Genomic DNA, 25,085 nt, shown 5'->3' with positions numbered 1-25,085 from the left:
TCTGACGCTCAGGGCGCTCTCCCCTTCGGGGGAGGGCGCCTTTTGCGTTGCCCGGGTCCGCGTCCGGTCCGGACCGTTGCTCCCGCCGGAGACCGGGCCGGGCCCGAGGGGCCCGTCCCTGCCACCTCCGCCGCTGGTCACGGCCAAACCCTGGAAGGCCATGCGGGATATAACCGAGCAGTGACGGGTCTACCCACGCTTGTTGTTGTCAGCGGACCGCCGGGGAGCGGCAAGACCACGCTGGCCCACGCGATCGGTCGCGCGGTCGGGTGTCCCGTTGTCTCCCGGGACGAGATCAAGGAGGGGATGGCGCACGCGACGCCCGGCTTCGTCGCCGCACCCAGCGACCCGCTGACGATGCGGACCCTGCCGGTCTTCTTCGACCTGCTGCGGCTGCTGCTCAGCGCCGGCGTGACGACGGTCGCCGAGGCCGCCTTTCAGGACCGGCTGTGGCGGCCGGGGCTGGAGCCGCTAAGGCCCCTGGCGCAGCTCCGGGTCATCCAATGTCACGTCGATCCCGCGGTCGCGGCCCGGCGGATGGGTGAGCGGCGGCGGCCGGCGCATGCCGACGGGCAGTGGAGCGTGCCCGGCTTCGAGCGGATCGCGCTGCCCGTGCCGGAGCTCGATGTGGACACGACCGACGGCTATCAGCCCGACCTCGGCGCGGTGGTCGACTTCGTCGACGGTCAGCAGAACTCGTCGAGCAGGCGGTAGAAGGTGATCTTCGCCGGGTCGGGGTCGGGGACACCGTAGGCGGCAAGAAGGTTCGGTGACCAGGCGGTGAAGCTTCGGGTGGCGATCGCCAGGTCGTTGTGGCGGTCGGCCACGCCCAGGCGGGAGACGTCGACCATGCCGGTGGGTGTGCCGTCGGCGGCGAAGAGGACGTTGGCCCGGGTCGGGTCGCCGTGGCCGACGACCAGGTCTTCCGGGGTTGCCGGGCGGGTCGCGTGCAACTCCCGCAGCAGGCGGTCACCGGACCAGCCGGCGTGGTTCGGGTCGAGGTCGGTCAGGTCGACCTCGGCGGTCTCGGCCTCGGGGATCGTCCGGGCCAGCGTGTGGTCGAACGGGCACTCCGACACCGGGAGGGCGTGCAACCTGCGGAGCAGTTCGCCGAGGCCGGCGGCCAGCCGGGGGCGCATCCAGTCCGGCCAACCGGGGTCGTCGCCGGCGCGGCCCGGAAGGGCCGTGGTGATGAGGCGCCCCGGCGAATGGTCGACGACCGACGGGCAGGGGAAGCCCTGGCCGCCGAGCCAGGTCAGGCGGTCGGCCTCCGCGGCGATCTCGGCCGGCGGGCCTTCCTTGCGGTAGTGGCCATCGCCGCGCCAGACGCGGGCGCCGGACTTGCCCGTCGACACGGGGAGCCAGTCGGTCACCCGATCATGATGCTGGTGGCCGTCCCGGGCGGATAGGGTCGGGTTCGTGCAACCGACGCAGGTGACGCGGCATCCGCTCGATCCGGATCCGATCCGGTCCACCAAGGCCGGCGCGGTCTTCGGGCTCGGGCTGGCCGGTGCCATCGCCGGGTTGCTCGTCGGTGGGATCGTGCCCGCCACCATCGCCCTGTTGCTGGCTCGGCAGGCGCGCCGGGAGGCCTTCGCCTCCGGCGGCTATCTGACCGGGAGCGACTGGATCCGCCGCGGCGAGCGGCTGGCCTGGACCGGCATCATGCTGTGCCTGGTCACCGTGGTCGTCGCGATCGTGATCGGGGTCCTGCACTGGACCGGTGGCGTCCAGGACTACGCGCCCGGCGTCGACTGACCGGCCGGCATGGCATGCTCGTTGGGTGGCGCAGCAGGGCGGACCGTCTTACCCGGTGAATCAACCGCGACCTCTTTCGGTGCCGCCGCCGCCGACTGACGCGCAGCAACGCACCCGCCGCGTCGATTCTGTTCCGGGCACCGTCTTCGGTGTCGTGCATCTCGAGGTGGCGCCGGCGACCTCGGGGCTGGCCATCGGAGCCCTGGTCGCGGGCATCGCCGCGATCGTCGTGGCCTTCGTGGTGCTCTGCTTCGGGCTGGTCGGTGCCGACGCCGGGTGGGGCGCCTGGGCCGCGGGAGCGTTCACGGTGCTGGCGGTGGCGGCGGGAACCGCGGGGGTGGCGCTCGGCGTGTTGGCCCGGCGGCAGATCCGGCGGGTAGGTCCGGCCGCCTCGATGCGGTTCCAGGGGCAGGGACTGGCGTCGGCCGGGTTCATCTGCGGCATCGCCGGGTTGGTCATCGCGGTGGTCGCGTTCGTGGCCGCGCTCGCCCTGCAACTTGCCGCGTAACCGGGCACGACGCCTGGCTCGGCAGTCTCCCGGAGCAGTCGCTACAATTGACTGCGGTAGGGCCTGATCGCGGGTGGCACAGGGGGTTTTGACCTGTGCGCTGACGATCGGTACTCTTTCCTTTCGTGCCCGGGCTCGCCCGGGCAATCCGTGCGTGCGCGCACCGTTCTGGCCAGGCAGCGACAAGCCGCCGAGTGCGCGAGCACGACAATGGCAGAAAACCCGGGCTCGCGTCAGCGCGCACGGGGACCGTGGAGAGGCCGACACGCCCGACCGCGGGTACCGGGAGCACGTGGCCCGGTGGGAGTTGTAAGAGAACCGTTCATTCGGGCGGTTATGGCGACGGCGCGGCTGCTAGGAAGCGGCCGAAGGGAGCGGAAAACCCGGTGCCCACGATTCAGCAGCTGGTCCGCAAGGGCCGGCAGGCAAAGACGACCAAAACCAAGACACCCGCGCTCAAGGGCAGCCCGCAGCGGCGGGGCGTCTGCACTCGCGTCTACACCACCACCCCGAAGAAGCCCAACTCGGCTCTTCGCAAGGTCGCTCGCGTCAAGCTGAGCAGCCAGATCGAAGTGACCGCCTACATCCCTGGCGTCGGCCACAACCTCCAGGAGCACTCGATCGTGCTCGTGCGTGGCGGCCGCGTGAAGGACCTTCCCGGCGTTCGTTACAAGATCGTGCGTGGCTCGCTCGACACCCAGGGTGTCCGCAACCGCAAGCAGGCCCGCAGCCGTTACGGCGCCAAGAAGGAGAAGAGCTGACATGCCGCGTAAGGGCCCCGCTCCGCGCCGTCCGCTGGTCGCGGACCCGGTTTACAACTCGCCGCTGGTCACCCAGCTGGTCAACAAGATCCTGATGCGCGGCAAGCGTCAGCTCGCCGAGCGCATCGTGTACGGCGCTCTCGAAGGCGCCCGTGAGAAGAGCGGCGGCACCGATCCCGTCGTCATCCTCAAGCGCGCGATGGACAACGTGAAGCCGGCCATCGAGGTGAAGAGCCGCCGCGTCGGTGGCGCCACCTACCAGGTGCCGATCGAGGTGCGCACCCCGCGCCAGACCACCCTTGGTCTGCGCTGGCTGGTGCAGTACTCGAAGGCCCGCCGGGAGAAGACCATGATCGAGCGGCTGATGAACGAGTTGCTCGACGCCAGCAACGGTCTCGGTGCCGCCGTGAAGCGGCGCGAGGACACGCACAAGATGGCGGAGTCCAACAAGGCCTTCGCTCACTACCGGTGGTAACACACCGCCGAACGACGACGACGAAGAGGGATTGAAGTGGCCGCCGCAGACGCGCTCGCCAAGACTCGCAACATTGGCATCATGGCGCACATCGACGCTGGTAAGACCACGACCACCGAGCGGATCCTGTTCTACACCGGCATCACCTACAAGATCGGTGAAGTCCACGAGGGCGCTGCCGTCATGGACTGGATGGAGCAGGAGCAGGAGCGGGGCATCACGATCACTTCCGCTGCCACGAAGTGCGAGTGGAAGGGCCACACGATCCAGATCATCGACACGCCCGGCCACGTCGACTTCACGGTCGAGGTCGAGCGGTCGCTGCGGGTCCTCGACGGCGCGGTTGCGGTTTACGACGGCGTCGCCGGTGTGGAGCCCCAGACCGAGAACGTCTGGCGCCAGGCCGACAAATACAACGTCCCGCGGATGTGCTTCGTCAACAAGCTCGACCGCACCGGTGCCGACTTCTTCCGCTGCGTGCAGATGATGATCGACCGGCTCAACGCGACCCCGCTGGTCCTCCAGATCCCGATCGGCAACGAGGCTGACTTCATCGGCGTCGTCGACCTGCTCGGGATGCGCGCCCTCACCTGGCGTGGCGAGACCCAGAAGGGCGACGACTACGCGATCGAGGAGATCCCGGCCGAGCTCGCCGACCAGGCCGCCGAGTGGCGCGAGAAGCTCATCGAGACTCTCGCCGACGTCGACGACGAGATCACCGAGAAATACCTCGAGGGTGTCGAGCTCACCGTCGACGACCTGAAGGCCGGCATCCGCCGTGCCACGATCGCGGGCAAGGGCAACCCGGTCCTGACCGGTTCGGCCTTCAAGAACAAGGGCGTCCAGCCCATGCTCGACGCGGTCGTCGACTTCCTTCCCTCGCCGCTGGACGTTCCGGCGATCGAGGGCGTGGCCACCGACGGTGAGACCCCGCTGCTGCGCAAGCCGTCGAACTCGGAGCCCTTCGCGGGCCTCGCGTTCAAGATCCAGACGGACAAGCACCTGGGCAAGCTCACCTACGTCCGGGTCTACTCCGGCACGCTCGACTCGGGTTCTCCGGTCATAAACTCGACCAAGGACCGCAAGGAGCGCATCGGCAAGATCTACCAGATGCACGCCAACAAGCGTGAGGAGCGGCCAACCGCGCAGGCGGGTGACATCATCGCCGTGCAGGGTCTCAAGCAGACCACCACCGGTGACACCCTCTGCGACCCGGCCAACCCGGTCATTCTGGAGTCGATGACGTTCCCGGAGCCGGTCATCTCGGTGGCGATCGAGCCGAAGACCAAGTCCGACCAGGAGAAGCTGGGCACCGCGATCCAGCGCCTCGCCGAGGAAGACCCGACCTTCCGGGTCCGCAACGACGAGGAGACCGGTCAGACGGTCATCTCCGGGATGGGCGAGCTTCACCTCGACATCCTGGTCGACCGGATGCGGCGTGAGTTCAACGTCGAGGCCAACGTCGGCAAGCCGCAGGTGGCCTACCGCGAGACCATCCGCCGCAAAGTGGAGAAGGTCGAATACACCCACAAGAAGCAGACGGGTGGCTCCGGCCAATACGCGCGGGTCATCGTCAGCCTCGAGCCGTTGCCGCTCGACAACGACGCACCGACCTACGAGTTCGCCAACGCCGTCAGCGGCGGCCGCATCCCGCGGGAGTTCATCCCGTCCGTGGACGCGGGCGCGCAGGACGCCATGCAATACGGCATCCTCGCCGGCTACCCGTTGGTGGGCCTCAAGCTGACCCTGCTCGACGGTCAATACCACGAGGTCGACTCGTCGGAAATGGCGTTCAAGATCGCCGGTTCGATGGTGCTGAAGGAGGCGGCCCGCAAGGCCGACCCGGCACTGCTCGAGCCGATGATGGCGGTCGAGGTCACCACGCCCGAGGAAAACATGGGCGACGTGATCGGCGACCTCAACTCCCGGCGGGGCATCATCCAGGCGATGGAGGAGCGCAGCGGCGCTCGCGTCGTCCGGGCCCTGGTGCCGCTGTCGGAGATGTTCGGCTACGTCGGTGACCTGCGGTCGAAGACCCAGGGCCGGGCTAGCTACAGCATGCAGTTCGACTCCTACGCCGAGGTTCCGCAGAACGTCGCGAAGGAGATCATCGCCAAGGCAACTGGCGAATAGCTGTGTGAGGGTGCTGGGGCTTCATCGTCCCAGCACCCACCAAGTGGACAGTGTCGTCGGTGCCATAGGGTGCCGAGGACGTACGGAACAAGAAGTCCTTGAGGAGGACACCAGTGGCGAAGGCGAAGTTCGAGCGGACTAAGCCGCACGTCAACATCGGCACCATTGGTCACATCGACCACGGGAAGACGACGCTGACCGCGGCCATCACCAAGGTCCTGCACGACAAGATGCCGGACCTGAACCCCTACACGCCGTTCGACGAGATCGACAAGGCGCCGGAGGAGAAGGCCCGCGGCATCACGATCTCGATCGCGCACGTCGAGTACCAGACCGAGGCGCGGCACTACGCACACGTCGACTGCCCCGGTCACGCCGACTACATCAAGAACATGATCACCGGTGCCGCGCAGATGGACGGCGCGATCCTGGTGGTCGCGGCGACCGACGGCCCGATGCCGCAGACCCGCGAGCACGTGCTGCTGGCTCGCCAGGTCGGCGTTCCCTACATCGTCGTGGCGCTCAACAAGAGCGACATGGTCGATGACGAGGAGCTGCTCGAGCTCGTCGAGCTCGAGGTCCGCGAGCTGCTGTCGGCGCAGGAATACCCGGGCGACGACCTGCCGGTCGTGCGTGTCTCGGCGCTCAAGGCCCTCGAGGGTGACCCCGAGTGGACCGACAAGCTCATGGAGCTGATGAACGCGGTCGACACCTCGATCCCGCAGCCCGAGCGCGAGATCGAGAAGCCGTTCCTCATGCCCGTCGAGGACGTCTTCACGATCACCGGTCGTGGCACCGTCGTCACCGGTCGGGTGGAGCGCGGTGTGCTCCTGCCGAACGAGGACGTCGAGCTCCTTGGCATCAAGGAGAAGGGCTTCAAGACCAAGGTCACCGCGATCGAGATGTTCCGCAAGACCCTTGAGGACGCTCGCGCCGGTGAGAACGTCGGCCTTCTGCTGCGCGGCACCAAGCGCGACGAGGTCGAGCGCGGCATGGTCGTGGTGAAGCCGGGCACGAACACCCCGCACACCGAGTTCGAGGCGACCGTCTACATCCTCTCCAAGGAGGAGGGTGGCCGGCACACCCCGTTCTTCCAGAACTACCGTCCGCAGTTCTACTTCCGCACCACGGACGTTACCGGCGTCGTCACGCTGCCCGAGGGCACCGAGATGGTCATGCCGGGCGACAACACCACGATGTCGGTCAAGCTCATCCAGCCCATCGCGATGGAGGAAAACCTCAAGTTCGCGATTCGCGAGGGTGGTCGCACGGTCGGCGCTGGTCGCGTCACGAAGATCATCAAGTAAACAGGTAACCCCGATTAGGTCTGCCGGGCTGGATCCGGCATACTAGTCAGGTTGCGTACGCGACGGTGGCTGCTGGCCCCTAGGCGGTCCGCTCTCTGCGCCATTTGGCGCCGAGAGGGGCGACAAATGGCTCAGCAGCCACCTCGCGCGTGGCGCCTCCTTCAGAGGCGTCCGACCCCGAAAGACACCGCCGCTTTGCGGCGGAGCCTGGTCACAGGGCACGACACGCCCGACCGCGGGGGTCGGAGGAGTGGGGTCAAACCCACGACAAGAGCGGCATCGAGAGAAGGAACAGAAGCCACCATGGCGGGACAGAAGATCCGCATCCGGCTCAAGGCCTACGACCACGAGGTCGTCGACTCGTCGGCGCGCAAGATCGTCGAGACGGTGACCCGCACCGGGGCGCAGGTCGCGGGCCCGGTGCCGCTGCCCACGGAGATCAACCGTTTCTGCGTCATCCGCTCGCCGCACAAATACAAGGACTCGCGCGAGCACTTCGAGATGCGCACGCACAAGCGGCTGATCGACATCATCGACCCGACGCCGAAGACGGTCGACTCGCTGATGCGCCTCGACCTGCCGGCCGGTGTCGACATCGAGATCAAGCTGTAGGGACTGCGAACTCATGGACAGGCAAGTGAAGGGCATCCTGGGCGCCAAGCTCGGCATGACCCAGGTCTGGGACAACAACCGTGTTGTTCCGGTCACCGTGGTCCAGGCCGGCCCCTGCGTCGTGACCCAGGTCCGCACCGGTGACAACGACGGCTACGCGGCCGTCCAGCTGGCCTACGGCGCGATCGACCCGCGCAAGGTCAACAAGCCGAAGTCCGGCCACTACGCGAAGGCGGGCGTCGCACCTCGGCGCCACATCGTCGAGCTGCGTACCAACGACGCCGGCGACTACGAGCTCGGCCAGGAGGTCACCGTCGAGGCGTTCGCGCCCGGCGCGTCGATCGACGTGACCGGCCGCACCAAGGGCAAGGGCTTCGCCGGCGTCATGAAGCGGCACGGCTTCCACGGCCTCAAGGCCAGCCACGGCGTCGAGCGCAAGCACCGCTCGCCCGGCTCCATCGGCGCCTGCGCGACCCCGGGTCGCGTGTTCAAGGGTGTCCGGATGGCCGGTCGCATGGGCGGTCGCCGCTACACGGTGCAGAACCTGACGATCCAGGCGGTCGACACCGAGAACAACCTGCTGCTCGTCAAGGGCGCCATTCCCGGCCCCAAGGGCGCGCTGATCCTGGTCCGCTCGGCGGCGAAGGTGCTGGCCACGAAGGGTGGTGCGTGATGACTGCGGTCGACGTGATCACCGTCGACGGTGGCAAGAGCGGCTCTGTGGAGCTGCCCGCTGACATCTTCGACGCGCAGGCCAACATTCCGCTGATGCACCAGGTCGTGGTGGCCCAGCTGGCCGCCGCGCGCCAGGGCACGCACAAGGCCAAGTCCCGCGGCGAGGTCCGGGGCGGCGGCAAGAAGCCCTACAAGCAGAAGGGCACCGGCCGCGCCCGGCAGGGCTCACTGCGGGCGCCGCAGTTCACCGGCGGTGGCGTTGTCCACGGTCCGGTTCCGCGTGACTACAGCCAGCGGACGCCCAAGAAGATGAAGGCCGCCGCGCTCCGCGGTGCCCTCTCCGACCGGGCCCGCAGCGGTCACGTCCACGTGGTCGAGGCGTTCGTCTCCGGCGAGGCGCCCTCCACGAAGGCAGCGCTCGGCACGCTCACCAAGGTGACGCAGGCCAAGCGGGTGCTCGTGGTGCTGACCGCGACCGACGAGATCAACTGGCTCTCGCTGCGCAACGAGCCGCGGGTGCACCTGATCGAGGCCGGCCAGCTCAACACGTACGACGTGCTGGTCGCCGACGACGTGGTCTTCACCAAGGACGCCCTGGACGAGTTCCTCGGTGTGCCGGCCGAAGCCGCGCAAGAGGAGAACTGATGCCGACCATCGCGGATCCGCGCGACATCATCGTCGCGCCGATCGTCTCGGAGAAGAGCTACAGCGAGCTGAACCGCAACTGGTACACGTTCCTCGTGGCCCCGGATGCGAACAAGACGCAGATCAAGATCGCGATTCAGCAGATCTTCAACGTCCGCGTCCTGACCGTCAACACGCTCAACCGTGAGGGCAAGCGCAAGCGCACCCGCACCGGCTGGGGCAAGCGCAAGGACACCAAGCGCGCGATGGTGAAGCTGGCTGAGGGCGACCGCATCGAGGCCTTCGGCGGCCCGGTCAGCTGAGGGGTGTAGACAACAATGGCTATCCGTAAGTACAAGCCGACGACGCCGGGCCGGCGTGGTTCCAGCGTTGCTGACTTCGCTGAGATCACCCGGTCGACGCCGGAGAAGTCGCTGCTGGCTCCGCTGCCGAAGAAGGGTGGGCGCAACGCCCACGGCCGGATCACCACCCGGCACCAGGGCGGCGGCCACAAGCGGCAATACCGCATCATCGACTTCAAGCGGGTCGACAAGGACGGCGTGCCGGCCAAGGTCGCGCACATCGAATACGACCCGAACCGCACCGCGCGCATCGCGCTGCTGCACTACGCCGACGGCGAGAAGCGATACATCATCGCGCCGAAGGACCTGAAGCAGGGCGACGCCGTCGAGTCCGGTCCGGGCGCCGACATCAAGCCCGGCAACAACCTGCCGCTGCGCAACATCCCCGTCGGCACCCAGGTGCACGGCGTGGAACTGCGCCCGGGCGGCGGTGCCAAGCTGGCCCGCTCGGCCGGTGTCGGCATCCAGTTGCTCGGCCGCGAAGGCCAGTACGCGACGCTCCGGATGCCCTCGGGCGAGATCCGGCGGGTCGACGTGCGGTGCCGCGCGACCGTGGGCGAGATCGGCAACGCCGACCAGTCGAACATCAACTGGGGCAAGGCCGGCCGGATGCGCTGGAAGGGCAAGCGCCCCTCCGTCCGTGGTGTCGCCATGAACCCGATCGACCACCCGCACGGTGGTGGTGAGGGCAAGACGTCCGGCGGTCGCCACCCGGTCAACCCGCAGGGTAAGCCTGAGGGCCGAACCCGCCGCAAGGGCCAGCCGAGCGACCGGCTGATCGTCCGCCGTCGTTACGCCAACCGGAAGCGGGGATAACCCGAGATGCCACGCAGCCTGAAGAAGGGCCCGTTCGTCGACGACCACCTGATCAAGAAGGTGGAGACGCAGAACGACAAGGGCTCGAAGAACGTCATCAAGACGTGGTCGCGCCGTTCGACGATCATCCCCGAGATGCTCGGGCACACGATCGCCGTGCACGACGGTCGCAAGCACGTCCCGGTGTTCGTCACCGAGGCCATGGTCGGGCACAAGCTCGGCGAGTTCGCGTTGACCCGCACGTTCAAGGGTCACGAGAAGGACGACCGGAAGAGCCGCCGCCGCTGACGCGGTGCAGATAGAGGATCAGAGGGGTTACAGCGATGCCAGTCAAGGGCGACGCTCCGGCGCTTCCGGGCGCACGGGCGGTTGCGCGCCACGTGCGCATCTCGCCGAACAAGGCGCGCCGGGTGGTCAACCTCGTCCGCGGTCTGCCCGCGAAGGAGGCGCTCACGGTGCTCCAGTTCGCGCCGCAGTCGGCGAGCGAGCAGGTCTACAAGGTGCTCGCCAGCGCGATCGCCAACGCGGAGAACAACGAGCGGCTGGACCCCGACGCGTTGCTCGTCAGCGAGGCGTTCGTCGACGAGGGTCCGACCATGAAGCGGTTCCGGCCGCGCGCACAGGGTCGGGCCTACCGGATCCGCAAGCGGACGTGCCACATCACAGTGGCCGTCGAGGCAGTGGCTCCGGCTCAGCGTTCGACGCGTAAGGCCGCGCCGGCGAAGGCCGCCAAGGCCGCACCCGCGACCGCGGTGCAGGAGACGGAAACGCCGACCGAGGCGACCGCCGCCGAGCCGACGCCAGCCAAGAAGGCGCCGGCGAAGAAGGCCGCCAAGAAGGCGACCGAAAGCAAGGCGACGGAGACCAAGGCGGACGAGACCGCCGAGGAGGGGACCGAGTAATGGGTCAGAAGGTTCACCCGCACGGGTTCCGGCTCGGCATCTCGACCGATTGGAAGTCGCGCTGGTTCGCGGACAAGCTCTACAAGGACTACATCGGCGAAGACGTCAAGATCCGCCGGATGATGTCCAAGGGTCTTGAGCGCGCCGGCATTTCCAAGGTCGACATCGAGCGCACCCGCGACCGGGTCCGGGTCGACATCCACACCGCCCGGCCGGGCATCGTCATCGGCCGTAAGGGTGCGGAGGCTGACCGGATCCGCGGCGAGCTCGAGAAGCTCACCGGCAAGCAGGTGCAGCTCAACATCCTCGAGGTGAAGAACCCCGAGTCCGACGCTCAGCTCGTCGCGCAGGGCGTGGCCGAGCAGCTGTCGAGCCGGGTCAGCTTCCGCCGGGCGATGCGCAAGGCCATGCAGTCGGCGATGAAGAACCCGATCGTCAAGGGCATCCGGGTGCAGGTCTCCGGCCGCCTCGGCGGCGCCGAGATGAGCCGCACCGAGTTCTACCGCGAGGGTCGCGTTCCGCTGCACACGCTGCGGGCCAACATCGAATACGGCTTCTTCGAGGCCCGCACGACGTTCGGCCGCATCGGCGTGAAGGTCTGGATCTACAAGGGCGACGCCGTTCCGGGTCGCGAGGCTCCGGCCGACGCCGGCGCGCCGCGTCCCCGTCGCGAGCGGGGCGACCGTCCCGAGCGTCCGCGTCGTGGCCGTTCCGGTTCGTCCGGCACGACCGCGGGCGGCACCGAGGCGGGCCGCGCGGCCCAGGCCGAGCTCGCCGGTGGTCCGCCGGCCGCGCCCGCCGCGGCGGCCCCGACCGAGAGTGCTGCTCCGGCAGCAACGCCGGCGCCGGACGCCGGCCAAGACAGCTCAGCGCAGGAGGGCTGATCCCGATGCTCATGCCACGTAAGCCCCCGAAGGGCTTCCGCAAGCCGCACCACCCGGACCGTCATGGTTCGTCCAAGGGCGGCAACCGGGTGGTCTTCGGCGAGTTCGGTATCCAGGCGATCGAGTCGGCCTACCTGACCAACCGGCAGATCGAGGCCGCCCGTATCGCGATGACCCGCCACATCAAGCGTGGTGGCAAGGTCTGGATCACGGTCTTCCCGGACCAGGCCCTGACCAAGAAGCCGGCCGAAACCCGCATGGGTTCCGGCAAGGGTTCGCCCGAGTGGTGGGTGGCCAACATCAAGCCGGGTCGCGTCCTGTTCGAGATGTCGTTCCCCAACGAGCAGATTGCGCGAGAGGCGATGCGTCGCGCGATCCACAAGCTTCCGATGAAGTGCCGCATCGTGACACGCGAAGTGGGTGAATCCTGATGGCAGCGGGCACCAAGGCCTCCGAGCTGCGAGAGCTCCCCGAAGAGGAGCTGATCTCGCTGCTGCGCGAGGCCAAGGCGGAGCTGTTCAACCTCCGCGTGCAGTCCGCGACGGGCCAGCTCGACAACAACCGTCGGCTGCAGGTCATCCGCAAGGAGATCGCCCGGATCTACACGATCATGCGTGAGCGTGAGCTGGGGCTCTCGGCCGCGCCAACTGAGGTGACTGCGTGATGACTGAGAACACCACCGCCGCTCCCGAGCGGGCCACCCGCAAGACCCGTGAGGGTCTCGTGGTGAGCGACAAGATGGACAAGACCGTCGTGGTCGAGGTCGAGGACCGGGTCAAGCACCCGCTCTACGGCAAGGTTCTGCGGCGTACGAGGAAGCTCAAGGTCCACGACGAGCAGAACGCCTGTGGCACCGGCGACCGGGTCCTGATCATGGAGACCCGTCCGCTGTCCGCCACCAAGCGCTGGCGCGTCGTGGAGATCCTCGAGCGCGCGAAGTAATAAGCCGACCGGTTCTTCCAAGCTCCGGCAGCGCCGGAGGACTGGCAGACAGAGGAGATAGACGTGATTCAGCAAGAGTCGCGACTGCGTGTCGCCGACAACACGGGTGCGCGGGAGATCCTGTGCATCCGGGTCCTCGGCGGCTCGGGTCGGCGCTACGCGGGCATTGGCGACGTGATCGTCGCCACCGTCAAGGACGCCATCCCCGGCGCCGGTGTGAAGAAGGGTGACGTCGTCAAGGCGGTCATCGTTCGCACCGCGAAGGAGAAGCGGCGTCCGGACGGTTCCTACATCCGCTTCGACGAGAACGCGGCCGTGATCATCAAAGATGGCGGTGACCCGCGTGGCACCCGTATCTTCGGTCCGGTTGGCCGGGAGCTCCGGGACAAGCGTTTCATGAAGATCATTTCGTTGGCACCGGAGGTGCTCTAGCCATGAAGGTGAAGAAGGGCGACACGGTCGTCGTCATCGCCGGCAAGGACAAGGGCGCCAAGGGCAAGGTCATCTCGGCCCTGCCGCGCCAGGACAAGGTCATTGTCGAGGGCGTCAACCGGGTCAAGAAGCACGAACGCATTCGCACGACCCAGCGCGGCGCCAAGACCGGCGGCATCGTCACGCAGGAGGCACCCATTCACGTCTCGAACGTGATGGTCGTGGACTCCGACGGCAAGCCGACCCGCGTCGGCTACCGCGTCGGCGACGACGGCATCAAGGTGCGCATCGCACGCAGCACCGGTAAGGAACTCTGATGACCACGACAGCCCCCACGCTGCCGCGCCTGAAGCAGCGCTACCGCGAAGAGGTTGTTGGGCAGCTGCGCGAGCAGTTCACCTACAGCAACCCGATGCAGACGCCGGGCCTCGTCAAGATCGTCGTCAACATGGGCGTCGGCGAGGCGGCCCGCGACGCGAAGCTGATCGACGGCGCGGTCCGCGACCTGGCCACGATCACCGGCCAGAAGCCGTTGGTCCGCCGGGCGACCAAGTCCATCGCGCAGTTCAAGCTGCGCGAGGGCATGCCGATCGGCGCCAAGGTGACGCTGCGCGGCGACCGGATGTGGGAGTTCCTCGACCGGCTGCTGTCGATCGCCCTCCCGCGTATCCGTGACTTCCGCGGCCTCGATGCCCGCAAGCTCGACGGCAACGGCAACTACACGTTCGGGCTGACCGAGCAGTCGGTGTTCCACGAGATCGACCAGGACCGGATCGACCGCGTACGGGGCATGGACATCACGGTGGTCACGACCGCGACGACTGACGCCGAGGGCCGGGCGCTGCTCAAGCTCCTGGGCTTCCCGTTCAAGGAGAACTGAGCACATGGCTAAGAAGGCGCTGATCATCAAGGCTGCCGCGAAGCCGAAGTTCGCGGTTCGTGCCTACACCCGTTGCCAGCGTTGCGGGCGTCCCAAGGCGGTCTACCGCAAGTTCGGTCTCTGCCGGGTCTGCATCCGGGAGATGGCTCACCGTGGTGAGCTCCCCGGTGTGTCGAAGGCCTCGTGGTAAGCCACCACCCGAAATACCGCTTCGCCGTAGGCCCCGCGCGGGGAACCACGGCGAGAAAGGTTGACGAGAACTCATGACGATGACCGACCCGATCGCAGACATGCTCACCCGTCTGCGCAACGCCAACCAGGCCTACCACGACCGGGTGACGATGCCCTACTCGAAGATCAAGGCGAACATCGCCGAGGTCCTCAAGAGCGAGGGCTACATCGCCACCTGGGCGGTCGAGGAGCCCGCCGAGGGCGTCGTCGGCAAGCGACTGGTGGTCGAGCTCAAATACGGCCAGAACCGCGAGCGGAGCCTGGCTGGGATCAAGCGCGTGTCCAAGCCCGGTCTGCGGGTTTACGCCAAGTCGGATGGGCTCCCGCGGGTGCTCGGCGGTTTGGGCGTGGCGATCATTTCGACGTCCCAGGGACTGCTGACCGACCGGCAGGCCCGCAAGCGGAGCGTGGGCGGGGAAGTCCTCGCCTTCGTCTGGTAACCGGGGAGTTTAAAGAAATGTCGCGAATTGGACGTAAGACGATCCCGGTCCCGACGGGCGTCGATATCACGATCAACGGCCAGACCGTTCAGGTGAAGGGCCCGAAGGGTCAGCTGAGCCACGTGCTGGCCGAGCCGATCACGATCGAGCGCGAAGAGAACGAGCTCGTGGTCAAGCGCCCCAACGACGAGCGCAAGGCCAAGGAGCTGCACGGCCTCTCGCGTACGCTGGTGGCGAACATGGTCGTCGGGGTGACCGACGGTTACCGCAAGACGCTCGAGATCGCCGGCACCGGCTACCGGGTGACCGCGAAGGGCAAGGATCTCGAGTTCGCGCTCGGCTTCTCGCACCCGGTCGTGGTTCCGGCGCCGGACGGCATCACCTTCACGGTTGAGCGCCCGACGCTGTTCCACATCGCCGGCATCGACAAGCAGCAGGTCGGTGAGGTGGCCGCCAACATCCGGAAGATCCGTCCGCCGGAGCCCTACAAGGGCAAGGGCGTCCGCTACCAGGGTGAGGTCGTCCGCCGCAAGGCTGGAAAGGCAGGTAAGAAGTGACCGCCACGCTACTCAAGCGCCGTCGCGGCGTTGCCGCGAAGCGGGCCATCGGCCGGGCGCGTCGGCACTTCCGGGTCCGCAAGAACCTGGTGGGTTCGGCCGAGCGTCCGCGCCTGGTCGTCACCCGGTCGCTGCGGCACATCAACGCCCAGATCGTCGACGACGCCAAGGGTCACACCCTGGCATCGGCGTCGACCATGGACGCCTCGATCCGAGGCACCGACGGCGACAAGAGCGCGATGGCCGGCAAGGTCGGCGCGCTCCTCGCCGAGCGGGCCAAGGCCGCCGGCGTGTCGAAGGTCGTCTTCGACCGCGGTGGCAGCAAATATGCGGGTCGCATCGCCGCGTTGGCCAAGGCCGCGCGCGAAGCCGGGCTCGAGTTCTGACCCCGTCACATCTGAGAAAGGAAGGCTGCTGATGCCAGGTCAACAGCGCCGTGGCGGCGGGTCCGGTGGCAACGAAGGTGGTCGCCGCGATAACCGCCGCGAGGGCGGCCGCGGAAACGCGCCCGTCGAGAAGACCCCGCACCTCGAGCGGGTCGTCGCGATCAACCGGGTTGCCAAGGTCGTCAAGGGCGGTCGGCGGTTCAGCTTCACCGCTCTGGTGATCGTCGGCGACGGCGACGGCACGGTCGGAGTCGGGTACGGCAAGGCCAAGGAGGTGCCCGCGGCGATCGCCAAGGGTGTCGAAGAGGCCAAGAAGCACTTCTTCAAGGTGCCCCGGATCGCACAGTCGATCCCGCACCCGGTGCAGGGCGAAGACGCCGCTGGTGTGGTGCTGCTCAAGCCGGCCTCGGCCGGTACGGGCGTCATCGCCGGCGGGCCGGTCCGCGCCGTGCTCGAGTGCGCGGGCATCCACGACGTGCTCTCGAAGAGCCTCGGCTCGTCGAACCCGATCAACATCGTCCACGCGACCGTGGCGGCCCTCAAGGCGCTCGAGTCGCCGGAGGCTGTTGCCGCCCGTCGTGGCCTGCCCGTCGAAGACGTGGCGCCGGCCGCGATGCTGGCGAGCCGGGCTGGGGTGAGTGTCTGATGGCACGGCTCAAGGTCACTCAGGTCCGGTCCCACATCGGGTCGAAGCACAACCAGCGGGAGTCCCTGCGGTCGCTCGGCCTGAAGCGGATCAACGACGTGGTGGTCAAGGAGGACCGCCCCGAGATTCGGGGCATGATCTTCACCGTCAACCACCTCGTGAAGGTCGAGGAGGTCGAATAATGACGATCAAGGTTCACCACCTGCGTCCCGCCCCGGGTGCCAAGACCGACAAGACCCGTGTGGGTCGCGGTGAAGGCTCCAAGGGCAAGACCGCCGGTCGCGGCACGAAGGGCTCCAAGGCCCGCAAGAACGTCCCGGCGTCGTTCGAGGGCGGGCAGATGCCCATCCACATGCGGCTGCCGAAGATGAAGGGCTTCCGCAACCAGAACAAGGTCGTCTTCCAGGTCGTCAACCTGGACAAGCTGGCCGAGCTGTTCCCGAACGGCGGCGAGATCGGCCCGGTCGAGCTCGTCGAGTCGGGCGCGGTTCGCAAGAACCAGCCGGTCAAGGTGCTCGGCACGGGCGATCTCGGTGGCGTATCTCTCCGCATCTCGGCGCACGCGTTCAGCGCGTCCGCCAAGGAGAAGATCGCAGCCGCTGGTGGCGCCACCACAGAGCTGTAACGTTGGCGAGGGCGCGGCTCCAACGGTCAGGCGACCGTCAGGAGCCGCGCCCTTCCAGCGTTGATCTGGAGCGATGCGCACGGATATCGTTCCGGATGGATGGGTCCGGCGTGCCGGTTCTCTTCCGAGCCAGATAAGTTAGAGTCCGTTCCCGACAGGGTGTCGAGTCACTACCGACAGCCACCTCGAACCGCCACGACCCCGGCGGTCCGCCCGCGCAGGAGGAAGACGTTGCTCTCCGCATTTATCAGTGCGTTCCGCACGCCTGACCTGCGCAAGAAACTGTTGTTCACGGTCGCGATCATCGCGGTCTACCGGTTGGGTGCCACTTTGCCCAGTCCGGGCGTTTCCTACGGAAACGTGCAGAAGTGCATGGACCTGATGCAGACGAACAACGCAGGCGGCGTGTTCAACCTGCTCAACCTGTTCTCCGGTGGCGCGTTGCTGTCGCTGTCGGTCTTCGCGCTGGGCATCATGCCCTACATCACAGCGTCGATCATCCTGCAGCTGCTGACCGTCGTGATCCCGCGACTGGAGCAGCTACGCAAGGAGGGTCAGGCCGGTCAGGCGAAGATCACGCAATACACGCGCTACCTGACCCTGGGTCTCGGCATCCTCCAGGCCTCGGCGTTCGTCGCGCTGGCCCGCTCCGGGCAGCTGTTCAACAACATGTGCGACCAGTTCCCGATCGTGCCGGACGGCACCGGGCTGCCGAGCTGGATCACCCTGGTGTCGCTCGTCATCACGATGACCGCCGGCACCGGCGTGGTCATGTGGCTGGGCGAGCTGATCACCGACCGCGGCGTCGGCAACGGCATGTCGGTCCTGATCTTCACCTCGATCATGGCCCGCCTCCCCAGCGAGGGCTGGCAGATCAAGATCGCGCAGGGCTGGTGGAAGTTCTTCCTGGTCATCGCCTTGGTGCTGCTCATCATCTTCTTCGTGGTCTTCATCGAACAGGCCCAGCGCCGAATTCCGGTGCAATATGCGAAGCGGATGATCGGGCGCCGGATGTACGGCGGCACGTCCACCTACATACCGCTCAAGGTCAACCAGGCCGGCGTCATCCCCGTGATCTTCGCGTCGTCCCTGCTCTACCTGCCTGCCCTGCTGTTGCAGTTCTACGACCGCAACAACCTCAACAACTGGCAGGCCTGGATCCAGAACAACCTGGTCACGCCGACCAGCTGGGTCTACATCACCCTTTACTTCTTGCTGATCATCTTCTTCACCTACTTCTACGTGTCGATCACGTTCAACCCGACCGAGGTTGCCGACAACATGAAGAAGTACGGTGGCTTCGTGCCCGGCATCCGGCCGGGCAAGCCGACCGCCGAATACCTCGACTTCATCCTGAGCCGGATCACCCTTCCCGGCGCTCTCTACCTTGGCATCATCTCGATCCTGCCGAGCTTCTTCTTCATCTGGCTCGACCGTCAGCAATACATGAACTTCCCGTTCGGCGGCACGGCGGTGCTGATCATGGTCGGCGTCGGGCTGGAGACGGTTAAGCAGATCGAGAGCCAGCTCATGCAGCGGAACTACGAAGGGTTCCTCCGCTAGTGCGAATTGTTCTCGTGGGTCCTCCGGGCGCGGGAAAGGGGACGCAGGCCGAGTTCATCGCCGCGCACCTGGCCGTGCCCAAGATCTCGACCGGGGACATCTTCCGCGCCAACGTTTCCCAGGGCACCCCGTTGGGCGTCGAGGCCCGGCGTTACATGGACGCCGGCAAGCTCGTGCCCGACGAGGTGACCATCAACATGGTGCGTGAGCGGCTCGCCGAGCCCGACGCCGGCGAGGGCTTCCTGCTCGACGGCTTCCCGCGCACCACGCCCCAGGCGGCCGCGCTCGACAAGTTGCTGGCCGACCTGGGCACCGCGCTCGACCTCGTGATGGAACTCGTGGTCGACGACGACGAGGTGATCCGGCGGCTGTCCGGCCGCCGGACCTGCCGCGGCTGCGGCAAGATCTGGCATGTCGAGTTCGACGCGACGTCCCGTGAGGGCATCTGCGACCGCTGCGGTTCGGAGCTGTTCCAGCGCGACGACGACAAGGCCGAGACGATCGCCAAGCGGCTGGTCGAATACTCCGAGAAGACCGCGCCGCTGGTCGACTACTACGGCGCGCAGGGCAAGCTGGTCGGCATCGACGCGACCGGGCCGGTGGAAGACGTCACGGTCCGGGCGATCGACGCACTCCGTTCCTACGGCGGCTGACGCCCGAGGGCGTTAGGTAGTCTCGATTGATGCGCCGACACCAGCTGAACGTTCAGCTGAAGACACCTGAGCAGATCGACCTGATGCGCCGGGCCGGCCTCGTCGTGGCCAACGCCCTGGCCGCGATGCGCGCCGCCGTTGCGCCGGGCGTCACCACCGCCGATCTTGACGCGATCGCCGAGGGCATCATCCGCGACGCCGGCGGCGTCCCGTCGTTCAAGGGCTACCACGGCTACCCGGGATCGATCTGCTCCTCGGTCAACGAGCAGATCGTGCACGCCATCCCCTCGCCTAAGCAGGTCCTCAAGGCCGGCGACCTCATCTCCATCGACTGCGGTGCCGTTCTCGACGGCTGGCACGGCGACGCGGCCATCACCGTCCCGGTCGGCGACGTCGACCCGAAGCTGGTGCGGATGGCCGAGGTGGCCGAAGACGCCATGTGGGCCGGCATCGCCACCGCCGCCCGGGGCACCATCTCCGGCCGCGGCCGGCTGACCGACATCGGCCACGCGGTCGAGACCGCGGTCCGCGCCGGCGGCCGCTACGGCGTCGTCGACGGCTACGGCGGCCACGGCATCGGCACCGAGATGCACCAGGACCCGCACGTGCTCAACCACGGCCGACCGGGCCGCGGCATCAAGCTCGTGCCCGGCCTCTGCCTGGCCATCGAGCCGATGATCACGATGGGCTCGCCGCGCACGGTCGAGCTCGACGACGGCTGGACCGTGATCACCCGCGACAACTCGGTCGCCGCACACGTCGAGCACTCGATCGCCCTGCTCGCCGACGGCGCCTGGGTGCTCACCGCCGCCGACGGCGGCCGGGCCCGGCTCGGCGACCTGCTCACCGCGCGCGCCACGGCGTCGACCTCGGCACCGTCCTGACCACGCCGGCGTCGGGCTTCCCGGTTGCCCGGGCCCGCAGCCGCGGCTTCACCCTCGGCGCACCGGCGCGCTTCCAGGTCCGCGGCGACGGGCAGCAGGTGCTGTTCACCCGCAGCGACTCCGGCGTCGACCCGATCTCCTGCCTCTGGGCCTACGACGTCGCCGGCGACGCCGAGCGGTTGCTGCTCGACCCGCGCGACCTCGGGCTCGACGAGAGCACGCTGCCGGAAGCCGAGATCCGGCGGCGCGAGCGGGCCCGCGAGGCCGGCGGCGGCGTCGCCGGGTATGCCTGCGACGGCGCCCAGTCCGTCGCGGCGCTGGCGCTCGGCGGCGAACTCGTGGTGGTCGAGCCCGCTTCCGGTGCGGTCCGGACGCTGCCGACCGGCGGCGGCGTGGTCGACCCGCGACCGGACCCGACCGGCGCGTTGGTCGGCTATGTCAGCGCCGGTGCCCTGCACGTCGTCGGCGCCGACGGCACGGGCCGGCGGACGCTCGCGGCACCCGAGGCGCCGGAGGTCCGCTACGGGCTGGCCGAGCATGTGGCCGGCGAGTCGATGCACCGCCTGCGCGGCTATTGGTGGGCGCCCGACGGCCAGCGGCTGGTGGCCGCCCGGGTCGACGAGAGCCGGGTGAAGGTGTGGTGGATCGCTGACCTGTCCGATCCGGCTGCGCCGCCGACCGCGCTGCGCTACCCGGAGGCGGGCACGACCAACGCCGATGTCGGGCTGGTCATCCTCGGTCTCGCCGGCAGCCGGGTCACGGTGGACTGGGACCGGACCGGCTTCGAATACCTCACCGGCGTGACCTGGGACCACCGCGGCCTGACCATCGCGGTGCAGAACCGGGCGCAGACCTGCGTACGCGTGCTCCGGGTCGACCCCGACAGCGGCGCCAGTGAGGTCGAACACGAGCAGCGGGACGCGGCCTGGGTGTCCCTGGTGCCGGGCACCCCGACCCGGACGGCCGGCGGCGCGCTGGTGTGGACCTCCGACGTCGACGAGACCCGGCACCTGCTGATCGGCGGCGAGCCGGTCACGCCGGCCGGGCTCCAGGTGCGCGAGGTGCTCGGCGTCGACGAAGACACGGTGCTGTTCAGCGCGTCGGCCGAGCCGACCGAGCAGCACGTATGGACCTGGTCCGCGCCGGCCGGGCTGGCCCGGTTGACCGGTGCGGGCGTCCACGATGGACAGCGCTCGGGTGGCACCACCGTTCTGGTCAGCCGCGGGCTCGACGACCCAGCGACGCGCATCGCGATCCACCGGGGCGACGCACCGGCGGCCACGATCCGCAGCCACGCCGAGCGCCCACCACTGACACCACGAGTCGACCTGTTCCAGGCCGGCGGGCTGTGGACCGCCGTGTTGCTGCCGACCGGCCACCGCCCCGGCGACGGCCCGCTGCCGGTGCTCCTCGACCCCTACGGCGGCCCGGCGGCCCAGCGCGTGCTCGCCGCGCAGTCGGCCTTCTTCACCTCGCAGTGGTTCGCCGACCAGGGTTTCGCGGTGGTGGTCATCGACGGCCGGGGCACGCCGGGCCGCGGGCCGCGCTGGGAACGCACCGTGCACCTCGACTTCGGTGCGGCGGCGCTGGAAGACCAGATCAGCGGGTTGGCGGCGGCAGCGCGGCGGCACCCGGACCTCGACCTGACCCGGGTGGCCATGCGGGGCTGGTCCTATGGCGGCTATCTCGCGGCGCGGGCGGTGCTGCAACGCCCCGACGTCTTCCACGCGGCGGTCGCCGGTGCGCCCGTCACCGACCAGTGGCTCTACGACACCCATTGGCAGGAGCGGTTCCTCGGGCACCCCGACGACAACGCCGACGTGTACGAGCGGGACTCGCTGCTGCGCTACGCGCCCGACCTGCGGCGCCCGCTGCTGTTGATGCACGGGCTCCAGGACGACAACGTCCACGTCGCACACACGCTCAAGCTCTCCGCGGCGCTGCTGGCCGCCGGCCGGCCGCACCAGGTGCTGCCCGTGCCGACCGGCAGCCACATGGTCGGCGGTGACGTCGCCGCCCACCTCCTGGTCGCCGAGCTCGACTTCCTGCGCGACGCGCTTCAGCCGCAGACGTAGGCGACGGCTCCGCTGGTCACCGGGAAGCTGCCGGCGGCGGCGATGTGGGCCGCCACGCGGCGTTCGAACTCGGTCAGCACCTCGGCGCGGCGGTCGTCGGGCACGGCAAACCCGCTCGCCGGGATGCTCTCGACATAGCCGCGCACCGCGGCCGCCGACGTGACCGTGGCGACCCAGCCCAGGTCGTGCTTCTCGACGTCGTCGAACACGGTCGGCAGCAGCTCGTCGGCGCGGTCGCTGCGGAACCGCTTGCCTTCCCAGACCATGGTGACCGGGCGGCCCAGCAGGTCGGTCGTGACCGCGGCGAGCAGCGCGTCGATCTCGTGCGTGTGTTGAAGGCTGTTGAGCACGATGGCGGCGCGCCCGCCGGGTGCCGTGATGCGCCGGATCTCCGCCAGGGCCAGCGGGATGTCCGGGACGTGGTAGAGCATGTGCGGCGCGAGGGTCAGCCGCCCGACGGCGGTGCGGACGGGAAGGAACTGGGCGTCCGCGACAGCCGTCGACGCGCCCGAGGCCGTCGCCGCGGCGGCGGCCATGCCCGGCGAGAGGTCCAGGCCCAGCATCGGGCCGCGATGGCCGCGCCGGCGCAGCTCGCCGAGGTAGTTGCCGTTTCCGCAGCCCACGTCCACGACCAGCGCTGTCTCCGGAACCGCGACCAGGTCGAGCACTCGGGCGGGTAGGGGACCGGCCGCACCGTACGCCCAGATGCTCTGCCTGGTCTTGAGATGCTGATCTGTTTCGTAATTCGCGGAGACATTCATGACCCCGCACGGTAGCTGGCCAACCGGTGGCATCCTCAGTTGTATGGACCGGCGTCAGATGCGGGCGGGCGACGCGGAGCGGCAGCAGGTGGCCGACCAACTCCGCGCAGCCCTCGAACTGGGCCGCCTCGACCTCACCGAATACGACGAACGGCTCAGCCGGACCTATGCGGCGAAGACGTTCGGCGACCTGGACGGGCTCCTCGACGACCTCCCGGACACCATGCCACCCACCGCTGGCGCGCAACTCATGGTTCCCATCCGCAACGACGCCCTCGTGCCGGGGCCGGACGGGCGGTTCCCCAACGCCACCGCGCGCTGGCTGTCGCACACCTGGGACAGCTACTTCGCCACGGTCACGATCGTCGTGGCCATCTGGGCGGTCATCTGCCTGATGACGGCGCAGTGGCTCTACTTCTGGCCGGCCTGGGTCGCCGGTCCCTGGGGCGCGGTCCTGCTGGTCTCGACGATCGGCGGGCTGGCCAGCGGTGAACCGCAGAAGTGGGCGGCCGACCGGGCCCGGCAAGAACAGCGGAAACGGAACAAAAGGGCTGCCGAAGACGCTGAAAACGAAGACGACTGACCGCTGGCGCACCCAGGTCGGCGCCGGTTTGGCGTCGATGCGTACCCCCGCGTAGTATGGTCTTTCGGCGCACAGCGTCCGCTCTGTCATGCCCGCCACGCGCTTCCGGCGGTCGACAGGGCCCGCGGCTGGCCTGGGTGATCCCTCGCTCGGGAGATTCTGTGCACCGACCCGGAACACCGACGTCAGGACAGCGGAGGATATGCCGAAAAAAGACGGGGCCATCGAGATCGAGGGTCGAGTCATCGAGCCATTGCCGAACGCCATGTTCAGGGTGGAGCTCGCCAACGGCCACAGGGTTCTGGCTCACATCAGTGGCAAGATGCGGCAGCACTACATCCGCATCCTGCCCGAGGACCGGGTCGTGGTGGAACTCTCGCCTTACGACCTGACCCGTGGGCGCATCGTCTACCGCTACAAGTAACACGTCCTGACTGACGGCTCCGGGGAGCGACACCAGTCCCCGTCCGTGACGACGGTCCGGCATGCCATGCGGCGCCGCCGGGCGTTGATGGGAAGTAAAGGCAAACCGTGAAGGTCAAGCCGAGCGTCAAGCGAATCTGCAACAAGTGCCGCGTTATCCGCCGGCACGGCCGGGTCATGGTCATCTGTGACGACCCGCGCCACAAGCAGCGCCAGGGCTAGGTCCCGGGCGGCATCGCCGTAATTTCACAAGCTCGTCCCAGCCGCGGGAGCAAGGCGAACTCGTGGCACACCCCTGGTCGGAGGCCAGGGCCCGCGTGGGCACGCGGGGCGGGATGGGCACAGACCTCCGCGAACACCCGAGGAGTACGCCCGCACATGGCACGTCTAGCCGGCGTCGACCTCCCGCGCGACAAGCGCATGGAGATCGCGCTCACCTACATTTACGGGGTCGGTCGGACCCGCGCCAAGGAAGCCCTTGGCGCTACCGGCGTTTCCCTGGACAAGCGTGCAAAGGACCTCTCGGACGAGGAGCTCGTGCAGCTCCGCGACTACATCGAGGCCAACTTCAAGGTAGAAGGCGACCTGCGCCGCGAGGTCGCCGCTGACATCCGCCGCAAGGTCGAGATCGGCTGCTACGAGGGCATCCGGCACCGCCGTGGCCTGCCCGTCCGCGGGCAGCGCACGCGCACCAACGCGCGCACCCGTAAGGGCCCGAAGCGGACCGTCGCCGGCAAGAAGAAGCCCGGCAAGAAGTAATTAGGAGCGCAGAAGACTTATGCCACCGAAGGCTCGTGCCGGGGCCGCTGTAAAGAAGGTCCGGCGCAAGGAACGCAAGAACGTCGCCCACGGGCAGGCGCACATCAAGAGCACGTTCAACAACACCATCGTGTCGATCACCGACCCGACTGGTGCGGTCATCTCCTGGGCCTCCGCGGGCCAGGTTGGGTTCAAGGGCTCCCGCAAGTCGACTCCGTTCGCCGCGCAGCTCGCCGCCGAGGCCGCCGCGCGCCGCGCGATGGAGCACGGCATGCGCAAGGTCGACGTCTTCGTCAAGGGTCCCGGTTCCGGCCGGGAGACCGCGATCCGTTCGCTGCAGGCCGTGGGCCTCGAGGTCGGCCAGATCGCCGACGTCACCCCCCAGCCGCACAACGGTTGCCGTCCTCCGAAGCGTCGTCGGGTCTGAG

General features: G+C 68.3%; 38 protein-coding genes and 1 pseudogene. 37 read left to right on the top strand and 2 right to left on the bottom strand.

Annotated features, from left to right (window positions below; genetic code table 11):
- Window positions 1-180: 180 nt before the first annotated feature.
- Complete coding sequence (locus DFJ67_RS06670; protein ID WP_116067079.1) at window positions 181-714, top strand: P-loop nucleotide/nucleoside kinase family protein; 534 nt, start codon at window positions 181-183, stop codon at window positions 712-714.
- Here DFJ67_RS06670 and DFJ67_RS06665 read toward each other — a convergent pair.
- Window positions 687-1,373: an aminoglycoside 3'-phosphotransferase gene (locus DFJ67_RS06665; RefSeq protein WP_239097183.1), complete on the bottom strand. Its 687-nt coding sequence runs from the start codon at window positions 1,371-1,373 to the stop codon at window positions 687-689. The genes DFJ67_RS06670 and DFJ67_RS06665 overlap by 28 nt on opposite strands.
- A gap of 46 nt (window positions 1,374-1,419) precedes the next feature.
- Here DFJ67_RS06665 and DFJ67_RS06660 point away from each other — a divergent pair, with 46 nt between their 5' ends.
- The 31 genes and pseudogenes from DFJ67_RS06660 (at window position 1,420) to DFJ67_RS06510 (ending at window position 22,131) form a co-directional block, all read left to right on the top strand.
- On the top strand, window positions 1,420-1,758 hold the full coding sequence (locus DFJ67_RS06660) for a YtxH domain-containing protein (protein WP_116075761.1): 339 nt from the start codon (window positions 1,420-1,422) through the stop codon (window positions 1,756-1,758).
- A gap of 154 nt (window positions 1,759-1,912) precedes the next feature.
- Window positions 1,913-2,266 carry a hypothetical protein gene (locus DFJ67_RS06655; RefSeq protein ID WP_244940428.1) on the top strand — a complete coding sequence of 118 codons (354 nt, stop codon included), beginning with the start codon at window positions 1,913-1,915 and terminating at the stop codon, window positions 2,264-2,266.
- Window positions 2,267-2,652: 386 nt separating this feature from the next.
- Entirely contained in the window at window positions 2,653-3,027 is a 375-nt protein-coding gene (rpsL, locus tag DFJ67_RS06650; RefSeq protein ID WP_007465318.1) for a 30S ribosomal protein S12, read from the top strand.
- A gap of 1 nt (window position 3,028) precedes the next feature.
- Window positions 3,029-3,502, top strand: a complete 474-nt coding sequence (gene rpsG, locus DFJ67_RS06645; protein WP_116067077.1) for a 30S ribosomal protein S7 — start codon at window positions 3,029-3,031, stop codon at window positions 3,500-3,502.
- A 36-nt stretch (window positions 3,503-3,538) separates the two neighbouring features.
- Complete coding sequence (fusA, locus tag DFJ67_RS06640; RefSeq protein WP_116067076.1) at window positions 3,539-5,635, top strand: elongation factor G; 2,097 nt, start codon at window positions 3,539-3,541, stop codon at window positions 5,633-5,635.
- 113 nt (window positions 5,636-5,748) lie between these two features.
- Window positions 5,749-6,942, top strand: coding sequence for an elongation factor Tu (tuf, locus tag DFJ67_RS06635; protein ID WP_116067075.1), 1,194 nt, complete (start codon window positions 5,749-5,751; stop codon window positions 6,940-6,942).
- Window positions 6,943-7,245: 303 nt separating this feature from the next.
- Entirely contained in the window at window positions 7,246-7,554 is a 309-nt protein-coding gene (rpsJ, locus tag DFJ67_RS06630) for a 30S ribosomal protein S10 (protein WP_007073037.1), read from the top strand.
- Between the two features lie 13 nt (window positions 7,555-7,567).
- On the top strand, window positions 7,568-8,227 hold the full coding sequence (rplC, locus tag DFJ67_RS06625; protein ID WP_116067074.1) for a 50S ribosomal protein L3: 660 nt from the start codon (window positions 7,568-7,570) through the stop codon (window positions 8,225-8,227).
- Complete coding sequence (gene rplD, locus DFJ67_RS06620; protein ID WP_116067073.1) at window positions 8,227-8,874, top strand: 50S ribosomal protein L4; 648 nt, start codon at window positions 8,227-8,229, stop codon at window positions 8,872-8,874. The genes rplC and rplD overlap by 1 nt, the downstream gene beginning before the upstream one ends.
- On the top strand, window positions 8,874-9,176 hold the full coding sequence (gene rplW / locus DFJ67_RS06615; protein ID WP_116067072.1) for a 50S ribosomal protein L23: 303 nt from the start codon (window positions 8,874-8,876) through the stop codon (window positions 9,174-9,176). The genes rplD and rplW overlap by 1 nt, the downstream gene beginning before the upstream one ends.
- 15 nt (window positions 9,177-9,191) lie before the next feature.
- Window positions 9,192-10,031: a 50S ribosomal protein L2 gene (rplB, locus tag DFJ67_RS06610; protein WP_116067071.1), complete on the top strand. Its 840-nt coding sequence runs from the start codon at window positions 9,192-9,194 to the stop codon at window positions 10,029-10,031.
- 6 nt (window positions 10,032-10,037) lie between these two features.
- Entirely contained in the window at window positions 10,038-10,319 is a 282-nt protein-coding gene (rpsS, locus tag DFJ67_RS06605; RefSeq protein ID WP_046567212.1) for a 30S ribosomal protein S19, read from the top strand.
- Between the two features lie 35 nt (window positions 10,320-10,354).
- A pseudogene (rplV, locus tag DFJ67_RS06600) lies at window positions 10,355-10,810 on the top strand (50S ribosomal protein L22); the annotation flags it as partial.
- Between the two features lie 122 nt (window positions 10,811-10,932).
- Complete coding sequence (gene rpsC / locus DFJ67_RS06595; RefSeq protein WP_116067069.1) at window positions 10,933-11,817, top strand: 30S ribosomal protein S3; 885 nt, start codon at window positions 10,933-10,935, stop codon at window positions 11,815-11,817.
- A gap of 5 nt (window positions 11,818-11,822) precedes the next feature.
- Entirely contained in the window at window positions 11,823-12,248 is a 426-nt protein-coding gene (gene rplP, locus DFJ67_RS06590; RefSeq protein WP_116067068.1) for a 50S ribosomal protein L16, read from the top strand.
- Window positions 12,248-12,481, top strand: coding sequence for a 50S ribosomal protein L29 (rpmC, locus tag DFJ67_RS06585; protein ID WP_089244875.1), 234 nt, complete (start codon window positions 12,248-12,250; stop codon window positions 12,479-12,481). Before rplP ends, rpmC begins: the two co-directional genes overlap by 1 nt.
- The gene (gene rpsQ / locus DFJ67_RS06580) at window positions 12,481-12,759 is read left to right on the top strand and encodes a 30S ribosomal protein S17 (RefSeq protein ID WP_116067067.1); all 279 of its coding nucleotides are present in this window, start codon (window positions 12,481-12,483) and stop codon (window positions 12,757-12,759) included. Before rpmC ends, rpsQ begins: the two co-directional genes overlap by 1 nt.
- 63 nt (window positions 12,760-12,822) lie before the next feature.
- Window positions 12,823-13,191, top strand: coding sequence for a 50S ribosomal protein L14 (gene rplN, locus DFJ67_RS06575; protein WP_116067066.1), 369 nt, complete (start codon window positions 12,823-12,825; stop codon window positions 13,189-13,191).
- 2 nt (window positions 13,192-13,193) lie between these two features.
- Entirely contained in the window at window positions 13,194-13,508 is a 315-nt protein-coding gene (gene rplX / locus DFJ67_RS06570; protein ID WP_116067065.1) for a 50S ribosomal protein L24, read from the top strand.
- Complete coding sequence (gene rplE, locus DFJ67_RS06565; protein ID WP_116067064.1) at window positions 13,508-14,071, top strand: 50S ribosomal protein L5; 564 nt, start codon at window positions 13,508-13,510, stop codon at window positions 14,069-14,071. Before rplX ends, rplE begins: the two co-directional genes overlap by 1 nt.
- Before the next feature lie 4 nt (window positions 14,072-14,075).
- Window positions 14,076-14,261 carry a type Z 30S ribosomal protein S14 gene (locus DFJ67_RS06560; RefSeq protein WP_090787931.1) on the top strand — a complete coding sequence of 62 codons (186 nt, stop codon included), beginning with the start codon at window positions 14,076-14,078 and terminating at the stop codon, window positions 14,259-14,261.
- 73 nt (window positions 14,262-14,334) lie between these two features.
- A complete protein-coding gene (gene rpsH / locus DFJ67_RS06555; protein ID WP_116067063.1) occupies window positions 14,335-14,742 on the top strand; it encodes a 30S ribosomal protein S8 in 408 nt (135 codons plus the stop codon).
- Between the two features lie 17 nt (window positions 14,743-14,759).
- Window positions 14,760-15,299 carry a 50S ribosomal protein L6 gene (rplF, locus tag DFJ67_RS06550; protein WP_116067062.1) on the top strand — a complete coding sequence of 180 codons (540 nt, stop codon included), beginning with the start codon at window positions 14,760-14,762 and terminating at the stop codon, window positions 15,297-15,299.
- Window positions 15,296-15,685: a 50S ribosomal protein L18 gene (rplR, locus tag DFJ67_RS06545; RefSeq protein ID WP_116067061.1), complete on the top strand. Its 390-nt coding sequence runs from the start codon at window positions 15,296-15,298 to the stop codon at window positions 15,683-15,685. Before rplF ends, rplR begins: the two co-directional genes overlap by 4 nt.
- 31 nt (window positions 15,686-15,716) lie before the next feature.
- Window positions 15,717-16,331 carry a 30S ribosomal protein S5 gene (gene rpsE / locus DFJ67_RS06540; protein ID WP_090787945.1) on the top strand — a complete coding sequence of 205 codons (615 nt, stop codon included), beginning with the start codon at window positions 15,717-15,719 and terminating at the stop codon, window positions 16,329-16,331.
- On the top strand, window positions 16,331-16,513 hold the full coding sequence (rpmD, locus tag DFJ67_RS06535) for a 50S ribosomal protein L30 (protein WP_116067060.1): 183 nt from the start codon (window positions 16,331-16,333) through the stop codon (window positions 16,511-16,513). Before rpsE ends, rpmD begins: the two co-directional genes overlap by 1 nt.
- The gene (rplO, locus tag DFJ67_RS06530) at window positions 16,513-16,956 is read left to right on the top strand and encodes a 50S ribosomal protein L15 (RefSeq protein WP_116067059.1); all 444 of its coding nucleotides are present in this window, start codon (window positions 16,513-16,515) and stop codon (window positions 16,954-16,956) included. Before rpmD ends, rplO begins: the two co-directional genes overlap by 1 nt.
- 231 nt (window positions 16,957-17,187) lie before the next feature.
- Entirely contained in the window at window positions 17,188-18,519 is a 1,332-nt protein-coding gene (secY, locus tag DFJ67_RS06525; RefSeq protein ID WP_116067058.1) for a preprotein translocase subunit SecY, read from the top strand.
- Window positions 18,519-19,172 (top strand): adenylate kinase, encoded by a 654-nt coding sequence (locus DFJ67_RS06520; protein WP_116067057.1) that lies wholly within the window; start codon window positions 18,519-18,521, stop codon window positions 19,170-19,172. The genes secY and DFJ67_RS06520 overlap by 1 nt, the downstream gene beginning before the upstream one ends.
- Window positions 19,173-19,201: 29 nt before the next feature.
- Entirely contained in the window at window positions 19,202-20,056 is an 855-nt protein-coding gene (map, locus tag DFJ67_RS06515; protein WP_116067056.1) for a type I methionyl aminopeptidase, read from the top strand.
- Between the two features lie 98 nt (window positions 20,057-20,154).
- Window positions 20,155-22,131 carry a S9 family peptidase gene (locus DFJ67_RS06510; protein ID WP_203783596.1) on the top strand — a complete coding sequence of 659 codons (1,977 nt, stop codon included), beginning with the start codon at window positions 20,155-20,157 and terminating at the stop codon, window positions 22,129-22,131.
- On the opposite strand, the gene DFJ67_RS06505 is transcribed toward DFJ67_RS06510, so the two are convergent.
- On the bottom strand, window positions 22,116-22,892 hold the full coding sequence (locus tag DFJ67_RS06505; RefSeq protein WP_170215753.1) for a class I SAM-dependent methyltransferase: 777 nt from the start codon (window positions 22,890-22,892) through the stop codon (window positions 22,116-22,118). The two genes, DFJ67_RS06510 and DFJ67_RS06505, sit on opposite strands and share 16 nt — an antisense overlap.
- 58 nt (window positions 22,893-22,950) lie before the next feature.
- Between DFJ67_RS06505 and DFJ67_RS06500 the strand changes: the two genes are divergently transcribed.
- From DFJ67_RS06500 to rpsK, 5 genes are all read left to right on the top strand, one after another.
- Window positions 22,951-23,475: a DUF1707 SHOCT-like domain-containing protein gene (locus DFJ67_RS06500; RefSeq protein WP_116067054.1), complete on the top strand. Its 525-nt coding sequence runs from the start codon at window positions 22,951-22,953 to the stop codon at window positions 23,473-23,475.
- A gap of 202 nt (window positions 23,476-23,677) precedes the next feature.
- Complete coding sequence (gene infA / locus DFJ67_RS06495; protein ID WP_018347787.1) at window positions 23,678-23,899, top strand: translation initiation factor IF-1; 222 nt, start codon at window positions 23,678-23,680, stop codon at window positions 23,897-23,899.
- A gap of 107 nt (window positions 23,900-24,006) precedes the next feature.
- Complete coding sequence (gene rpmJ / locus DFJ67_RS06490) at window positions 24,007-24,120, top strand: 50S ribosomal protein L36 (RefSeq protein ID WP_023358216.1); 114 nt, start codon at window positions 24,007-24,009, stop codon at window positions 24,118-24,120.
- A gap of 156 nt (window positions 24,121-24,276) precedes the next feature.
- Window positions 24,277-24,657, top strand: coding sequence for a 30S ribosomal protein S13 (rpsM, locus tag DFJ67_RS06485; RefSeq protein ID WP_090787968.1), 381 nt, complete (start codon window positions 24,277-24,279; stop codon window positions 24,655-24,657).
- 19 nt (window positions 24,658-24,676) lie between these two features.
- On the top strand, window positions 24,677-25,084 hold the full coding sequence (rpsK, locus tag DFJ67_RS06480) for a 30S ribosomal protein S11 (RefSeq protein ID WP_030329919.1): 408 nt from the start codon (window positions 24,677-24,679) through the stop codon (window positions 25,082-25,084).
- Window position 25,085: the final 1 nt, after the last annotated feature.

The organism is Asanoa ferruginea, from assembly GCF_003387075.1.
In the GTDB taxonomy this organism is placed as follows: domain Bacteria; phylum Actinomycetota; class Actinomycetes; order Mycobacteriales; family Micromonosporaceae; genus Asanoa; species Asanoa ferruginea.
Note: the sequence above shows the minus strand (reverse complement) of the source record. Positions and strands in the feature narration are given on the sequence as shown.

What these genes read in the sequence shown, in the direction of transcription:
- rpsG (WP_116067077.1), top strand. Translation starts at nt 3,029, where the DNA reads ATGCCGCGTAAGGGCCCCGCTCCGCGCCGTCCGCTGGTCGCGGACCCG.
- rpsJ (WP_007073037.1), top strand. Translation starts at nt 7,246, where the DNA reads ATGGCGGGACAGAAGATCCGCATCCGGCTCAAGGCCTACGACCACGAG.
- rplC (WP_116067074.1), top strand. Translation starts at nt 7,568, where the DNA reads ATGGACAGGCAAGTGAAGGGCATCCTGGGCGCCAAGCTCGGCATGACC.
- rplD (WP_116067073.1), top strand. Translation starts at nt 8,227, where the DNA reads ATGACTGCGGTCGACGTGATCACCGTCGACGGTGGCAAGAGCGGCTCT.
- rplW (WP_116067072.1), top strand. Translation starts at nt 8,874, where the DNA reads ATGCCGACCATCGCGGATCCGCGCGACATCATCGTCGCGCCGATCGTC.
- rplB (WP_116067071.1), top strand. Translation starts at nt 9,192, where the DNA reads ATGGCTATCCGTAAGTACAAGCCGACGACGCCGGGCCGGCGTGGTTCC.
- rpsS (WP_046567212.1), top strand. Translation starts at nt 10,038, where the DNA reads ATGCCACGCAGCCTGAAGAAGGGCCCGTTCGTCGACGACCACCTGATC.
- rpsC (WP_116067069.1), top strand. Translation starts at nt 10,933, where the DNA reads ATGGGTCAGAAGGTTCACCCGCACGGGTTCCGGCTCGGCATCTCGACC.
- rplP (WP_116067068.1), top strand. Translation starts at nt 11,823, where the DNA reads ATGCTCATGCCACGTAAGCCCCCGAAGGGCTTCCGCAAGCCGCACCAC.
- rpmC (WP_089244875.1), top strand. Translation starts at nt 12,248, where the DNA reads ATGGCAGCGGGCACCAAGGCCTCCGAGCTGCGAGAGCTCCCCGAAGAG.
- rpsQ (WP_116067067.1), top strand. Translation starts at nt 12,481, where the DNA reads ATGACTGAGAACACCACCGCCGCTCCCGAGCGGGCCACCCGCAAGACC.
- rplX (WP_116067065.1), top strand. Translation starts at nt 13,194, where the DNA reads ATGAAGGTGAAGAAGGGCGACACGGTCGTCGTCATCGCCGGCAAGGAC.
- rplE (WP_116067064.1), top strand. Translation starts at nt 13,508, where the DNA reads ATGACCACGACAGCCCCCACGCTGCCGCGCCTGAAGCAGCGCTACCGC.
- DFJ67_RS06560 (WP_090787931.1), top strand. Translation starts at nt 14,076, where the DNA reads ATGGCTAAGAAGGCGCTGATCATCAAGGCTGCCGCGAAGCCGAAGTTC.
- rpsH (WP_116067063.1), top strand. Translation starts at nt 14,335, where the DNA reads ATGACGATGACCGACCCGATCGCAGACATGCTCACCCGTCTGCGCAAC.
- rplF (WP_116067062.1), top strand. Translation starts at nt 14,760, where the DNA reads ATGTCGCGAATTGGACGTAAGACGATCCCGGTCCCGACGGGCGTCGAT.
- rpsE (WP_090787945.1), top strand. Translation starts at nt 15,717, where the DNA reads ATGCCAGGTCAACAGCGCCGTGGCGGCGGGTCCGGTGGCAACGAAGGT.
- rpmD (WP_116067060.1), top strand. Translation starts at nt 16,331, where the DNA reads ATGGCACGGCTCAAGGTCACTCAGGTCCGGTCCCACATCGGGTCGAAG.
- rplO (WP_116067059.1), top strand. Translation starts at nt 16,513, where the DNA reads ATGACGATCAAGGTTCACCACCTGCGTCCCGCCCCGGGTGCCAAGACC.
- map (WP_116067056.1), top strand. Translation starts at nt 19,202, where the DNA reads ATGCGCCGACACCAGCTGAACGTTCAGCTGAAGACACCTGAGCAGATC.
- DFJ67_RS06505 (WP_170215753.1), bottom strand. Translation starts at nt 22,892, where the DNA reads ATGAATGTCTCCGCGAATTACGAAACAGATCAGCATCTCAAGACCAGG.
- DFJ67_RS06500 (WP_116067054.1), top strand. Translation starts at nt 22,951, where the DNA reads ATGCGGGCGGGCGACGCGGAGCGGCAGCAGGTGGCCGACCAACTCCGC.
- infA (WP_018347787.1), top strand. Translation starts at nt 23,678, where the DNA reads ATGCCGAAAAAAGACGGGGCCATCGAGATCGAGGGTCGAGTCATCGAG.
- rpsM (WP_090787968.1), top strand. Translation starts at nt 24,277, where the DNA reads ATGGCACGTCTAGCCGGCGTCGACCTCCCGCGCGACAAGCGCATGGAG.
- rpsK (WP_030329919.1), top strand. Translation starts at nt 24,677, where the DNA reads ATGCCACCGAAGGCTCGTGCCGGGGCCGCTGTAAAGAAGGTCCGGCGC.